Source organism: Pseudomonas quasicaspiana (assembly GCF_021147825.1).
Classification (GTDB): Bacteria; Pseudomonadota; Gammaproteobacteria; order Pseudomonadales; family Pseudomonadaceae; genus Aquipseudomonas; species Aquipseudomonas quasicaspiana.
Genome location: NZ_JAGTPI010000018.1, coordinates 82,673 through 95,568 on the forward strand (window position 1 = coordinate 82,673; position 12,896 = coordinate 95,568).

General features: G+C 57.0%; 16 protein-coding genes. All 16 read right to left on the reverse strand.

Annotation, left to right across the window (positions count from 1 at the left end; all coding sequences use genetic code 11):
* Positions 1-13: 13 nt before the first annotated feature.
* Complete coding sequence (gene ispG / locus KDX30_RS13365; protein WP_027902639.1) at positions 14-1,123, reverse strand: flavodoxin-dependent (E)-4-hydroxy-3-methylbut-2-enyl-diphosphate synthase; 1,110 nt, start codon at positions 1,121-1,123, stop codon at positions 14-16.
* A 3-nt stretch (positions 1,124-1,126) separates the two neighbouring features.
* The gene (locus KDX30_RS13370) at positions 1,127-2,128 is read right to left on the reverse strand and encodes a RodZ domain-containing protein (RefSeq protein WP_231676239.1); all 1,002 of its coding nucleotides are present in this window, start codon (positions 2,126-2,128) and stop codon (positions 1,127-1,129) included.
* Positions 2,128-2,886 (reverse strand): type IV pilus biogenesis/stability protein PilW, encoded by a 759-nt coding sequence (gene pilW, locus KDX30_RS13375; RefSeq protein ID WP_027902641.1) that lies wholly within the window; start codon positions 2,884-2,886, stop codon positions 2,128-2,130. Before pilW ends, KDX30_RS13370 begins: the two co-directional genes overlap by 1 nt.
* 26 nt (positions 2,887-2,912) lie before the next feature.
* Positions 2,913-4,061, reverse strand: coding sequence for a 23S rRNA (adenine(2503)-C(2))-methyltransferase RlmN (gene rlmN, locus KDX30_RS13380; protein ID WP_122808276.1), 1,149 nt, complete (start codon positions 4,059-4,061; stop codon positions 2,913-2,915).
* A gap of 30 nt (positions 4,062-4,091) precedes the next feature.
* Positions 4,092-4,517, reverse strand: a complete 426-nt coding sequence (gene ndk / locus KDX30_RS13385) for a nucleoside-diphosphate kinase (RefSeq protein WP_002552482.1) — start codon at positions 4,515-4,517, stop codon at positions 4,092-4,094.
* A 90-nt stretch (positions 4,518-4,607) separates the two neighbouring features.
* Positions 4,608-4,808 carry a Fe-S cluster assembly protein IscX gene (gene iscX / locus KDX30_RS13390; protein ID WP_087264564.1) on the reverse strand — a complete coding sequence of 67 codons (201 nt, stop codon included), beginning with the start codon at positions 4,806-4,808 and terminating at the stop codon, positions 4,608-4,610.
* 13 nt (positions 4,809-4,821) lie between these two features.
* Positions 4,822-5,163: an ISC system 2Fe-2S type ferredoxin gene (fdx, locus tag KDX30_RS13395; protein ID WP_027902644.1), complete on the reverse strand. Its 342-nt coding sequence runs from the start codon at positions 5,161-5,163 to the stop codon at positions 4,822-4,824.
* A 3-nt stretch (positions 5,164-5,166) separates the two neighbouring features.
* Positions 5,167-7,029: a Fe-S protein assembly chaperone HscA gene (gene hscA, locus KDX30_RS13400; protein ID WP_231676241.1), complete on the reverse strand. Its 1,863-nt coding sequence runs from the start codon at positions 7,027-7,029 to the stop codon at positions 5,167-5,169.
* A gap of 45 nt (positions 7,030-7,074) precedes the next feature.
* Entirely contained in the window at positions 7,075-7,593 is a 519-nt protein-coding gene (gene hscB, locus KDX30_RS13405) for a co-chaperone HscB (RefSeq protein WP_027902646.1), read from the reverse strand.
* A gap of 8 nt (positions 7,594-7,601) precedes the next feature.
* Positions 7,602-7,925 carry an iron-sulfur cluster assembly protein IscA gene (gene iscA, locus KDX30_RS13410; protein WP_027902647.1) on the reverse strand — a complete coding sequence of 108 codons (324 nt, stop codon included), beginning with the start codon at positions 7,923-7,925 and terminating at the stop codon, positions 7,602-7,604.
* A gap of 47 nt (positions 7,926-7,972) precedes the next feature.
* Entirely contained in the window at positions 7,973-8,359 is a 387-nt protein-coding gene (iscU, locus tag KDX30_RS13415; protein ID WP_002552476.1) for a Fe-S cluster assembly scaffold IscU, read from the reverse strand.
* Between the two features lie 84 nt (positions 8,360-8,443).
* Positions 8,444-9,658 (reverse strand): IscS subfamily cysteine desulfurase, encoded by a 1,215-nt coding sequence (locus KDX30_RS13420; protein WP_027902649.1) that lies wholly within the window; start codon positions 9,656-9,658, stop codon positions 8,444-8,446.
* A 44-nt stretch (positions 9,659-9,702) separates the two neighbouring features.
* On the reverse strand, positions 9,703-10,194 hold the full coding sequence (gene iscR, locus KDX30_RS13425; RefSeq protein WP_027902650.1) for a Fe-S cluster assembly transcriptional regulator IscR: 492 nt from the start codon (positions 10,192-10,194) through the stop codon (positions 9,703-9,705).
* 158 nt (positions 10,195-10,352) lie between these two features.
* The gene (gene cysE / locus KDX30_RS13430; protein ID WP_027902651.1) at positions 10,353-11,129 is read right to left on the reverse strand and encodes a serine O-acetyltransferase; all 777 of its coding nucleotides are present in this window, start codon (positions 11,127-11,129) and stop codon (positions 10,353-10,355) included.
* Positions 11,129-11,902 carry a tRNA (cytosine(32)/uridine(32)-2'-O)-methyltransferase TrmJ gene (gene trmJ, locus KDX30_RS13435; RefSeq protein WP_027902652.1) on the reverse strand — a complete coding sequence of 258 codons (774 nt, stop codon included), beginning with the start codon at positions 11,900-11,902 and terminating at the stop codon, positions 11,129-11,131. Before trmJ ends, cysE begins: the two co-directional genes overlap by 1 nt.
* A gap of 756 nt (positions 11,903-12,658) precedes the next feature.
* A partial coding sequence (locus tag KDX30_RS13440) for an integrase core domain-containing protein (protein ID WP_231676242.1) occupies positions 12,659-12,896 on the reverse strand: 238 nt, incomplete at its 5' end.

The window sequence follows — 12,896 nt, forward strand, 5'->3', positions numbered from 1 at the left end:
TTAGCAATTCTGATTAGCCGCGCGCGATAAGGGCTGCGTCAGCTTCGACCTTTTCGGCCGCTTTCCGGCGAATCAAGCGTTCCAGCTCATCCACCAGATTGTCATTGGTCAGCTTCTGGGCCGGCTTGCCGTCGATGTAGATCAGATTCGGCGTGCCGCCTGTCAGGCCTACATGAGCCTCTTTGGCTTCACCCGGGCCGTTGACCACACAACCGATAACCGCAACATCCAGCGGCACCAGCAAATCCTCAAGCCGCCCTTCCAGTTCATTCATGGTCTTGACCACATCGAAGTTCTGTCGCGAGCAACTCGGGCAGGCGATGAAGTTGATTCCACGAGAACGAAGGCGCAGCGATTTAAGGATGTCGTAGCCGACTTTCACCTCTTCGACCGGATCAGCCGCCAGCGAGATGCGGATAGTATCCCCAATTCCCTCGGCGAGCAGCATACCTAGGCCAACGGCCGATTTCACCGTGCCTGAACGCAATCCGCCCGCTTCAGTGATACCCAAGTGCAATGGCTGGACAATTTCCTTGGCCAGCAAGCGATAGGCTTCGACGGCCATGAACACATCGGAAGCTTTTACACTGACCTTGAAGTCCTTGAAATTCAGGCGTTCGAGGTGCTCGACGTGGCGCAGCGCTGACTCTACAAGCGCCGCTGGCGTTGGCTCGCCGTACTTCTTCTGCAGGTCTTTTTCCAGCGAACCGGCGTTGACGCCAATGCGAATCGGAATACCACGATCACGGGCGGCGTCGACCACAGCCTTCACCCGGTCTTCGCGACCGATGTTGCCCGGGTTGATACGCAGGCAATCGACACCCAGCTCAGCAACGCGCAGCGCAATCCGGTAATCAAAGTGGATGTCGGCAACCAACGGCACTTTCACCAATTGCTTGATACGGCCAAAGGCTTCCGCTGCGTCCATGTCCGGGACCGAAACCCGCACGATATCCACACCGGCCGCCTCAAGACGATTGATTTGCGCGACGGTAGCAGCGACGTCATTGGTGTCGCTGTTGGTCATGCTCTGCACCGCGATGGGTGCATCGCCCCCTACCGGGACCGAGCCCACCCAGATCTTCCGGGATTCGCGACGCTTGATCGGAGATTCACCGTGCATGAGTTATTGCCCCAGTTTCAGGCGTGCGGTAGCGCCGCTGGTGAAGGGAGCCACATCGACAGGCATGCCGTTGTAGCTGACCTGAGCACCGGCCGCAGCCCCCAGACGTACATTGAGTGGCGGCTTGCCACTCACATCCAGAGTATCGCCTTTGTGTTTGATGCCCATGTACAAAACTTTACCGGTGCTGTCAGTCACCTGAGTCCAGCAATCGGCTGTAAACGAGATACTTACCTGACCCGCACCGGCAACAGGTGCCTCAGGCGCAGCGGCGGGTGCAGATTGCGCAGGCGCAACAGCGGGAGCTGACGGAGCAGTTGCAGGCGCGGTGTTGGTCGGCGCTGCCGCCGTTGAGCTGGCAGGCGGAGTGGTCGTCGACGGAGCAGTTGCGGTCTGAGCAGGCGCCTGTGTGGCAGGGGTTGCCGGATTCGCTGGGTTGGCTGGATTCAACGCCAGCGGAGCCGAATCGGAGGTTTGCGCTTCGGCGACGGCCTGATCTTCAGGTTCGTCCAGAGGATGAATCTGGGTAGTGCCGTCGGCACTCTCGACTTCAACGTGCTCAAGGCTCAGGCCTGAGTCCTTGCCTCGCAAGGACGTCTGATCCTGCCACCAGAAGAAACCACCGCCGACCAGAACAACCAGCAACAGCAGACTGACGATTCGCAGAATATTGTGCGACAGGCGTACCGGTTCTTCGATACGACCCAACGCATGCACCGAACTGCCCGCGCTGTCTGTGCCTGTGTACTGGTCAAATTGAGTCACCAGTGCAGTCTGGTCGAGATCCAGGACTTTGGCGTACGCGCGAACATAGCCGCGGGCGAAAGTATGACCCGGCAGCTTGTCAAAGTGGCCAGCCTCGAGGTTACTCAACGAAGTGACCGTGAGATTGAGCCTCTGGGCGACGTCTGGCAGCGACCAGTTTTTATTCTCGCGAGCCTGACGCAAGGTTTCGCCAGGATTGACGCGAGTGGCTGCTACGACTTCGGGTTGCACCGCTTTCATCATTGCTCCGACAGGTATTGCTGATATTCCGGCGTACCGGGATAGAGTCTTTTGAGTTGCAGGCCAAAACTGGCTGCCTTGTTGCGATCATCGTAGATTTTTGCCAATCGCGTACCAAGCAATAGACTACGTGCATTTTGCTCGCTGAGTTGGCTAAAACGGTCGTAATAATCACGTGCGGGCACATAATGCCTGTCTTCGTAAGACAACTCAGCCATTTCCAGCAATGCGCGTGGCAACATACGGTCCATGCGCAGGGCTTTGGTGAAATGCGCCGTCGCCGCTTCGCGATCACCGAGCATCACGGCAGTCATGCCAAGATTCTCAAAAACCCGCGAGCGCTCAGGATAAAGGTTATCAGCAGCGGCCTGTTCGAAACGCTCATAGGCTTCCTTGTAGCGTTTTTGCTCGTAAAGGAAACTGCCGTAATTATTAAGGATGCGCGCATCTCCTCGACGAGAAGACAGGGCCTTTTGAAAGTGCTGGTCAGCAAGCTCGGGTTCCATCTCGACCTGAAACACCAGCGCCAGGGCAGCGTTGGCATCCGCGTCGGAACCGTCCAGTTCAAGCGCTTTCTTCAGGGGTACCTTGGCCCGTTCGGTCTGCCCCTGCTGCAAGTAGCCAATACCCAACTGGACATAGGCCTCGCGTGCGGCATCACGACCCTGGCTGGTGCTCATCGGATCAACTTTGCCTGAGGTCACACACCCAGCCAGCGCGATCATGAAGCAGAGCAGCAGGGTGGCGCGCACGGACATTGAGATTCTCTCGGCCAGGTTAGCGATCAGGTTCGAGTCGCGGCGTTTTGAGCCACACTCGCCTCGCTACTCAGCTCACGTACGGCAATGTAACGCTCGCTGCGGCGAGTGCGGTCCATGACCTGCCCGACCAACTGACCACAAGCTGCATCGATATCTTCCCCACGGGTAGTACGCACCGTGACGTTATACCCAGCCTGATGCAGTTGATCCTGGAAGCGACGAATCGCGTTGTTACTCGGACGCTCGTAACCGGAATGCGGGAACGGGTTGAACGGAATCAGGTTGATCTTGCAAGGCGTGTCCTTGAGCAGCTCGATCATTTCAACAGCATGTTCGACCTGATCATTCACGTCTTTGAGCAAGGTGTACTCAATGGTCAACACGCGCTTCTCACCCAGCGTCGCCATGTAGCGACGGCAGGATTCAAGCAGCATTTTCAGCGGGTATTTCTTGTTGATCGGCACCAGTTGATTGCGCAGCGCATCGTTTGGCGCGTGCAGTGACAACGCCAGCGATACATCGATGTGCTCAGCCAGCACATCGATCATCGGTACCACGCCGGAGGTGGACAAAGTCACCCGACGCTTGGAAATGCCATACCCCAGGTCATCCATCATCAGATGCATGGCGGCAACGACATTATCGAAGTTCAGCAGCGGCTCACCCATGCCCATCATCACCACGTTGGTGATGGCACGGTCGACGGTAGCCGGGACGCTGCCAAAGGATTTGTTGGCAATCCACACCTGACCGATCACTTCGGCGGCGGTGAGGTTGCTGTTGAAGCCTTGTTTGCCGGTAGAGCAGAAACTGCAATCCAGCGCACAGCCCGCCTGGGACGAAACACACAAGGTGCCGCGTTTGCCCTGGGGGATATAAACGGTTTCGACGCAGCTGCCGGACGCCACACGCACCACCCACTTACGGGTGCCATCGGTGGAGATGTCCTCGCTGACGACTTCAGGACCACGAACCTCAGCACAAGCCTTGAGTTTTTCACGCAAGGCCTTGCTGACATTCGTCATGGCGTCGAAATCATCGACGCCAAAGTGGTGAATCCACTTCATGACCTGACCGGCACGGAAGCGCTTCTCCCCGATGGAATCGAAGAATTTTTCCATTTCCAGCTGGGTCAGACCCAACAGGTTTGTTTTGCCAGTCGTTGCAATCATGAATTCACCCTTCGCTCGTTAGTCCAGGACTTAGCGAGCGGTTACCTCTGTAGCTGCGAAGAAGTACGAGATTTCGCGAGCAGCGGCTGCTTCGGAATCAGAGCCGTGAACAGCGTTGGCGTCGATGGAATCGGCGAAGTCAGCACGGATAGTGCCGGCAGCAGCTTCTTTAGGGTTGGTAGCGCCCATCAGCTCACGGTTCAGAGCGATAGCGTTTTCGCCTTCCAGAACCTGAACAACAACAGGACCGGAGATCATGAACGCAACCAGGTCGCCGAAGAAGCCACGAGCGCTGTGCTCAGCGTAGAAACCTTCAGCTTCAGCCTTGGACAGCTGCTTCAGTTTCGAAGCAACGACGCGCAGACCGGCTTTTTCAAAACGAGTGGTGATCTCGCCGATTACGTTTTTAGCAACGGCGTCAGGCTTGATGATGGAGAAAGTACGTTGAACAGCCATGGTGTAACTCCAGAAACGATGATTAAAGCGAAAAATTAAACCCGCGAATTATACGCGGGTTTGAGGTTATTGCCTAACGTGCAAATTGGATCAGCCGATTTCGTCGGCCCAAAGCGTCTGAACCGCTTCGAGCACTTTCTCGCCGACGCGGCCAGAGGTGTCGTCGAAATCCGGCAACTGCTTGATCATCAGTTGCAGCTTGGTAAACCCCACCGAGTAAGGATCGACGCCGGGATGAGTCTCGGCCAGTTCCTCAGCGATTCGTTGTACGTCATTCCAACCGTAACTCATGACAGCTTCTCGATCAGTGCGGCGCTTCGGCCGCATGGTTAAGCGAATACTTGGGAATTTCAACCGTCAGGTCTTCATTTCCGACGATCGCCTGACAAGACAGGCGAGACTGAGGTTCCAGCCCCCAGGCCTTGTCCAGCATGTCTTCTTCCAGCTCATCCGCTTCATTCAACGAGGCAAAACCCTCGCGAATGACGCAGTGGCATGTGGTGCAGGCACAAACACCACCACAGGCACTTTCAATCTCGATGTGATGCTCGTGAGCAATTTCGAGAATAGACGTGCCGGGCTCGACCTCAACAACCAGCCCATCCGGACACAGCACGGCATGGGGCAGAAAAATCAGCTGCGGCATCAGTTATTCCTCAATGTCATTCAGATTGCGCCCCGCCAGAGCGGCTTTTACCGTCATATTCATGCGGCGGGCTGCAAATGCATCGGTCACCTGCGAGAGAAGCTTGGTCTGCTGCTCGATGGCGGGGCCATCGGTGCCTTGCATCAATTCACGTAATTCCTGCAACTGCAGGTCGATGACCATACGCTCTTCGGCATCCAGCAAGCGCTCGCCGTCGACTTCCAGTGCAGCTTCCACTGCCTCGACGAGGCGCTGGGCATCAACCTGCTGCTCGCGCAATACGCGGGCAACCTTGTCGTCGCTGGCGTAGGCGAAAGAATCTGTGAGCATCCGGGCAATTTCACCGTCGGTCAGCCCGTAGGAAGGCTTGACCTGGATGCTCGACTCAACGCCTGAGCCCAGCTCGCGGGCCGAGACACTGAGCAGACCGTCCGCATCCACCTGGAACGTCACACGGATTTTTGCCGCACCCGCCACCATGGCCGGAATGCCGCGCAATTCGAAACGAGCCAGGGAGCGACAGTCGCTGATCAACTCACGCTCGCCTTGCAGCACGTGAATCATCATTGCCGACTGGCCGTCTTTGTAAGTGGTGAACTCCTGAGCGCGCGCGACCGGGATCGTGGTGTTACGCGGAATCACCTTCTCCATCAGGCCGCCCATGGTTTCCAGTCCCAACGAGAGCGGAATCACGTCGAGCAGCAACAACTCACCACCGTCACGCTTGTTGCCGGCCAGAGTATCTGCCTGGATCGCCGCACCAATGGCGACCACTTGATCCGGGTCGATATCCGTCAACGGCTGGCGACCAAACAACTCAGCCACAGCGCCACGCACACGCGGGACACGTGTAGAACCGCCAACCATGACCACCGCTTCAACTTCATCCAGCTCAATACCGGCGTCACGCACGGCACGACGGCAAGATTTGAGGCTGCGCGCAACCATTGGCTCGATGAGGGTTTCGAAAGCTTGTCGCGTCAGCGTGCCATTCCAGGCCCCGTACTCGACGTCGACAGAAGTCTCGCTGGTCAGCGCTTCTTTGGCCTTGCAAGCCGCTTGCAGCAAGCTGCGCTGGGCAGAAGGATCGATATCGGCAGACAAACATGCCTCACTGACAATCCAGCCCGCAATCGCATGATCGAAGTCGTCGCCGCCCAGCGCAGTATCACCACCGGTTGCCAGAACCTCAAACACGCCGCCAGTGAGACGCAGAATAGAGATGTCGAACGTACCGCCGCCCAAGTCATAAATCGCAACAACGCCCTGGGCGCTCTGATCCAGACCATAAGCCACGGCTGCAGCGGTCGGCTCATTGAGCAGGCGCAGCACGTTAAGACCCGCTAATTTGGCGGCGTCTTTGGTAGCCTGACGCTGAGCGTCGTCGAAATAAGCCGGAACAGTGATGACCGCCCCGACCAGATCACCACCCAACGCCTGCTCAGCACGCTGACGCAGAACCTTGAGGATATCGGCAGAGACTTCCACCGGGCTTTTCGGCCCCTGAACAGTCTCGATGAACGGCATGTGCGACTCACCGCCTACAAAGCGATAAGGCAACTGCTCGCCCAATTGCTTGACGTCGGACAGACCACGACCCATCAAGCGCTTGACCGACAATACAGTGTTGAACGGATCCGTCGAAGCGGCGGCTTTGGCAGCCTGCCCCACTTCAACGCGATCAGCGTGATACCGCACAGCAGACGGCAGAATGACTTGCCCTTCTGCGTCGGCCAGCGGTTCGGAAAGGCCACTGCGCAGTGCAGCAACCAGCGAATTGGTAGTCCCCAGGTCAATACCCACCGCCAGACGACGCTGATGAGGTTGGGGGCTTTGACCGGGTTCGGCGATCTGCAGTAGAGCCATGCTTTATCAGAATTTCACAGGCGTGCGGCCAGAAGCAGCACGGAGTTAATCGTCGAGGCGCTCTTCAAGCTGGCGCACTTCGTAAGAGAGCTTGTCGAGGAACTGCATGCGCCGCATAAGGCGCTCGGCCTGTTCGCGTTGCGCAGCATCATCCCAACAGGCCGCAAAGCTTTCGTTCAGTTCGTCCTGAGCAGTCTTGAGGCGACGCTTGAAAACCGCGACACCCGCCAGATCAGCCTCGTCCTGCAGATCCTCAAGCTCTTCGCGCCATTGCATCTGCTGCAGAAGAAACTCGGGATCGTGCACGGTGACTTCAAGAGGCACTTCGCCGCGCATCGCTAATAGATAGCGCGCCCGTTTCGGAGCGCTCTTGAGCGTCTGATAGGCGTCGTTAAGACTGGCGGAGCGCTCAAGCGCCAACCGCTGCTCACGCTCGGAGGCGTCCGCAAAACGGTCGGGATGAACCTCACGAGCAAGCTCACGGTAGCGCGTCGCCAACTGATCAAGGTCGAGGCGAAAGCTCGGCTGAAGCTCGAATAGAGCGAAATGACAAGGAGTACCCACAATAAGCCTCAGACGTTGAAGCTTTCGCCGCAGCCACATTCACCGCGCGAGTTGGGATTGTTGAACTTGAAGCCTTCGTTCAACCCTTCCTTGACGAAATCAAGCTCGGTGCCATCGAGATAGACCAGGCTTTTCGGGTCAATGATCACCTTGACGCCGTGAAGTTCGAACACGGTGTCTTCGCTTTGCGCCTCATCGACGAACTCAAGCACATAGGCAAGACCTGAACAGCCTGTGGTGCGAACACCCAGACGAACGCCGTCACCTTTGCCGCGCCCATCAAGGGAGCGTCTTACGTGATTTGCGGCAGCTTCTGTCATGCTGATAGCCATCGGAACTCCTTATTACTTCACACCAGCTTCTTTAGAAAACGCTGCTATTACAGCAGGCCTTTCTTCTGCTTGTAGTCACGAACTGCCGCTTTGATAGCGTCTTCCGCGAGTACCGAGCAGTGAATTTTCACCGGAGGCAAAGCCAGTTCTTCAGCCAACTGAGTGTTCTTGATGGTCTCTGCTTCATCCAGAGTCTTGCCCTTCATCCACTCGGTTGCCAGAGAGCTGGAAGCGATAGCCGAACCGCAACCATAAGTCTTGAACTTGGCGTCTTCGATGACACCCTGCTCGTTGACCTTGATTTGCAGACGCATAACGTCGCCGCAAGCAGGAGCGCCGACCATGCCGGTGCCAACATCTGGATCTTCCGCGTTCATCTTGCCGACGTTGCGCGGATTTTCGTAGTGGTCAATGACCTTTTCGCTGTAAGCCATGATGCTATTCCTCTATCAGGGAGCCGCTCTGCAAGCCATGCAACAACTGGTTGAAACATGGCCTGTCTGTAAGGCGGCTTTTAATTAGTGCGCCGCCCACTCGATCTTGGAAATGTCGACGCCGTCTTTGTACATGTCCCATAGCGGCGAAAGTGCACGCAGCTTGGTGACCGCTTCGCAGACTTTCTGCGCGGCGTAGTCCATTTCTTCTTCAGTACTGAAACGACCAAAGGTGAAGCGTATCGAGCTATGCGCCAGTTCGTCATTACGACCAAGGGCGCGCAGCACATAGGAAGGCTCGAGCGACGCGGAAGTACAGGCGGAACCGGACGAAACGGCCAGATCCTTGAGCGCCATGATCAGCGACTCGCCTTCGACGTAGTTGAAGCTCAGGTTGAGGTTGTGCGGAACACGAGCAGTCATGCTGCCGTTGACGTACAACTCTTCGAGATGCTCGACCTGCTTGTAGAAGCGATCGCTCAAGGCTTTGACTCGCACGTTTTCTGCGGCCATCTCTTCCTTGGCAATACGGAATGCTTCGCCCATACCGACGATCTGATGCGTCGCCAGAGTACCGGAACGCATGCCACGTTCGTGACCGCCGCCGTGCATGGCCGCTTCAAGGCGAACACGCGGCTTGCGGCTGACGTACAGCGCGCCGATACCTTTAGGGCCATAGGTCTTGTGGGCAGAGAACGACATCAGGTCAACCTTGAGGCTGGCCAGATCGATTTCAACCTTACCGGTGGACTGCGCAGCATCAACGTGGAACAGCACACCACGGGAGCGGGTCAGCTCACCAATGGCAGCGATGTCGTTGATGGTGCCGATTTCGTTGTTAACGTGCATGATCGAAACCAGAATGGTGTCGTCGCGCAGAGCGGCTTCAACCATCGAAGGCGTGATCAGACCGTCTTCACCAGGCTCGATGTAAGTGACTTCGAAACCTTCACGCTCAAGCTGACGCGTGGTGTCGAGCACAGCTTTGTGCTCGATCTTATTGGTGATGATGTGCTTGCCTTTGCTGGCGTAAAAATGCGCAACGCCCTTGATGGCGAGGTTGTCGGACTCGGTAGCACCGGAGGTCCAGACGATTTCACGCGGATCGGCATTGACCAGATCGGCAACCTGACGGCGAGCGTTCTCGACCGACTCTTCAGCTTTCCAGCCGAAGACGTGGGAGCGCGATGCCGGGTTACCGAAGTTTCCGTCAGCGGTCAGGCACTCAATCATTTTCTGAGCGACACGCGGATCGACCGGAGTCGTCGCGGAGTAATCAAGGTAAATCGGCAACTTCATTGAATCTCTCCTATCAGGCAGGCGCACCGCTGATTCATCTACGCTCATTCAACGGCGGACGTTTCAATCTTATCCAGGTACTGGGTCTTGGCGCTGGTACGGCGCATATCCTGGCGCTGGGCAACTTCTTGTACCTCACGGCGAGTGACAAGGTCGGCCAGACTGATACCGCTTAGAAATTCGTGAATCTGCTCGCTGAGGTCACACCACAAATGGTGAGTCAGGCAGGTGTCACCAGCGTGGCAATCACCCAACCCCTGGCAACGCGTGGCATCGACAGATTCGTTGACGGCATCGACCACCTGGGCAACCTTGATGCCGTGCATGTCGCGGGACAACTGATAACCACCACCGGGACCACGCACACTGGAGACCAGATTGCCACGGCGCAGCTTGGCAAACAGTTGCTCAAGGTAGGACAGGGAAATGCCCTGACGCTCGGAAATGTCGGCCAGAGACACTGGCCCGTTCTGCGCATGTAACGCCAGATCAAGCATGGCAGTTACAGCGTATCGGCCTTTAGTAGTCAGTCGCATGGCGTATACCGCAGAGGTTCGGAATGAGAGCGAGTATGCTATTCCCGAGTATTTAAGTCAACTATAAGACCTAGCAAAACAGTCGGGATTGGGCGCAAAACCGCGGCCGCATCATAGCAAACACCGGGGCGCATGGCACGCCCCGGGTGCAGCCCCCATCAGCCGACCTTGCTCTCGCTCTTGTCCTTCACGCAATCAAACACTTCGTCGCGCAGCTCGGGCAGCTCCTTGGCGCAGTAATCGCTGCCAAGCCCTTTAAGGGCCTCGCACATACCTTCGAGACGACCGTCCACTGCTTGCAAGTGATCCAGCAACTGACCAATCGCACGCGCCACCGGGTCCGGCATGTCTTCGCTGACCCCGTAAGCATCAAAACCCAGCTTCTCGGCGATCGCCTTGCGCTTGGCCTCTACATCATCACTGGACTTGATAATGATTCGCCCCGGAATCCCCACCGCGGTAGCACCTGCCGGAACAGCCTTGGTGACAACCGCGTTGGAACCAATCTTGGCACCAGCACCGACGGTAAACGGCCCGAGCACCTTGGCGCCCGCACCCACCACAACGCCGTCTTCCAGCGTCGGATGGCGCTTGCCTGCGTTCCAGCTGGTGCCTCCCAGGGTAACGCCCTGATAGAGCGTTACGTCATTGCCGATTTCAGCCGTTTCGCCAATCACAATACCCATGCCGTGATCGATGAAAAAACGCCGCCCGACCTTGGCGCCGGGATGGATTTCGATGCCAGTCATCCAGCGACCGAAATTCGAAACCACCCGCGCCGGCCACTTCCAGCCGTTGGTCCACAGAATGTGTGCCAGCCGATGCAGCCAGATGGCGTGCATGCCGGGGTAGCAGGTCAGCACTTCAAAGGAATTGCGCGCAGCAGGATCGCGATGAAACACACTCTGAATATCTTCTCGCAGACGCTCGAACATCATTGTTCCTTCCGTTTGTACGGTTCACCACGTGCAGCCTTCTGGGTCTCGGTAAGGATGCCGCGCAAAATACTGATCTCGGAACGATTTACTTCGCTGCGGCCGTACAGGCGACGCAGCCGGGCCATCAAGTGGCGAGGTTTTTCCGGATCGAGAAAGCCGATAGCCACCAGGGTTGATTCCAGATGACCATAGAAGCCTTCCATCTCATCCATGGTCGCCAGGTCAGCACTGCGCACCGAGGTCACTTCAACTTTTTCGACCTTGGTAGGCTGCCCCTGCGTAGCCAGCCACGACATGCGCACCTCGTAGCTGAGGACCTGCACCGCCGCAGCGAGATTCAGCGAGCTGAACTCTGGATCAGACGGGATATGCACGTGGTAATGACATCGCTGCAGTTCCTCGTTGGTCAGGCCGGCGTATTCACGACCAAACACCAGCGCGACTTCTGCGCCCTGCCCTGCCTGCTCGGCAGCCATCACGCCCGACTCACGCGGGTCGAGCAACGGCCACGGAATACGACGGTCGCGGGCACTGGTGCCCATGACCAGATTGCATCCCACCAGAGCATCTTCAAGGGTCGCGACGACCTGAGCCTTCTCCAGAATATCGCCAGCGCCCGAAGCGCGGGCATCCGCTTCATGGTGAGGGAAGAACTGCGGATCAACGAGCACCAGGCGCGAAAGCCCCATGTTTTTCATGGCACGAGCAGCCCCACCGATGTTACCGGGGTGACTGGTACCGACCAGGACAACACGAATGTTTTGCAGCAAGGCGAGTGCTCACAGATAAAGTAGAGGGGGTGAAATCTTACAGAACCACCGAGGTGAACGCCATGAACGGTTGCGGCTTGCTAAATACGGGCGTGACGCGGGACCTGCTCTAGCCGGGAAGGCGGCATTTCTGACGATACAAATGCGTCGCCTGTAACGACCTCTCCCCGGCCAAAGCAGATCCCACGACTTCACACCAATATCCAGCATTGCGCAGATTCTGTGGGAGCTGGGCTTGCCCGCGATAAGGCTGGATGCAATCTGGAGTGAACTGCGTCCAGCCTTATCGCGAGCAAGCTCTGCTCCCACAGGAACCAATATCTGACGATACAAATACGTCGTCTGTAGCGGCCTTTCCCCGGCCAAAGCAGACCCCACGACTTCACAGCAATATCCAGGATTACGCAGATCCTGTGGGAGCCGGGCTTGCCCGCGATATGGCTGGATGCAATCTGGAGTGAACTGCGTCCAGCCTTTATCGCGAGCAAGCTCTGCTCCCACAGGAACCAGTGTCTGACGATACAAATGCGTCGTCTGCGACCTTTCCCCGACCAAAGCAGATCCCACGACTTCATACCAATATCCAGGACTGCGCAGATCCTGTGGGGGCTGGGCTTGCCCGCGATAAGGCTGGATGCAATCTGGAGTGAACTGCGTCCAGCCTTATCGCGAGCAAGCTCTGCTCCCACAGGAACCAGTGTCTGACGATACAAATTGCAGTGGTCAACTTTTTCCGGACACCTCAATCGGTGATTGTCAGGCTGCTTGCCGCTCATATTGATTGGGCGGCACATAGCCCAGTTTCGAGTGCAATCGCCCCTCGTTGTAGAACCGAACGATGTAGTCCGTGATGTCCTTTATCGCTTCGGCGTGGTTGGCGTAATCCTTCCTCCATGTACGCTCCATTTTCAGGTTCAAAAAGAAGCGCTCCATAACCGCGTTGTCCCAGCAGTTACCCTTGCGGCTCATACTGCAACGCATTCCATTGCGGGTC

Bases quoted from the DNA above. Each gene is read 5' to 3' on its own strand.
- ispG (WP_027902639.1), bottom strand. From the start codon at position 1,123: ATGCACGGTGAATCTCCGATCAAGCGTCGCGAATCCCGGAAGATCTGG.
- KDX30_RS13370 (WP_231676239.1), bottom strand. From the start codon at position 2,128: ATGAAAGCGGTGCAACCCGAAGTCGTAGCAGCCACTCGCGTCAATCCT.
- pilW (WP_027902641.1), bottom strand. From the start codon at position 2,886: ATGTCCGTGCGCGCCACCCTGCTGCTCTGCTTCATGATCGCGCTGGCT.
- rlmN (WP_122808276.1), bottom strand. From the start codon at position 4,061: ATGATTGCAACGACTGGCAAAACAAACCTGTTGGGTCTGACCCAGCTG.
- ndk (WP_002552482.1), bottom strand. From the start codon at position 4,517: ATGGCTGTTCAACGTACTTTCTCCATCATCAAGCCTGACGCCGTTGCT.
- iscX (WP_087264564.1), bottom strand. From the start codon at position 4,808: ATGAGTTACGGTTGGAATGACGTACAACGAATCGCTGAGGAACTGGCC.
- fdx (WP_027902644.1), bottom strand. From the start codon at position 5,163: ATGCCGCAGCTGATTTTTCTGCCCCATGCCGTGCTGTGTCCGGATGGG.
- hscA (WP_231676241.1), bottom strand. From the start codon at position 7,029: ATGGCTCTACTGCAGATCGCCGAACCCGGTCAAAGCCCCCAACCTCAT.
- iscA (WP_027902647.1), bottom strand. From the start codon at position 7,925: ATGGCTATCAGCATGACAGAAGCTGCCGCAAATCACGTAAGACGCTCC.
- iscU (WP_002552476.1), bottom strand. From the start codon at position 8,359: ATGGCTTACAGCGAAAAGGTCATTGACCACTACGAAAATCCGCGCAAC.
- KDX30_RS13420 (WP_027902649.1), bottom strand. From the start codon at position 9,658: ATGAAGTTGCCGATTTACCTTGATTACTCCGCGACGACTCCGGTCGAT.
- iscR (WP_027902650.1), bottom strand. From the start codon at position 10,194: ATGCGACTGACTACTAAAGGCCGATACGCTGTAACTGCCATGCTTGAT.
- cysE (WP_027902651.1), bottom strand. From the start codon at position 11,129: ATGTTCGAGCGTCTGCGAGAAGATATTCAGAGTGTGTTTCATCGCGAT.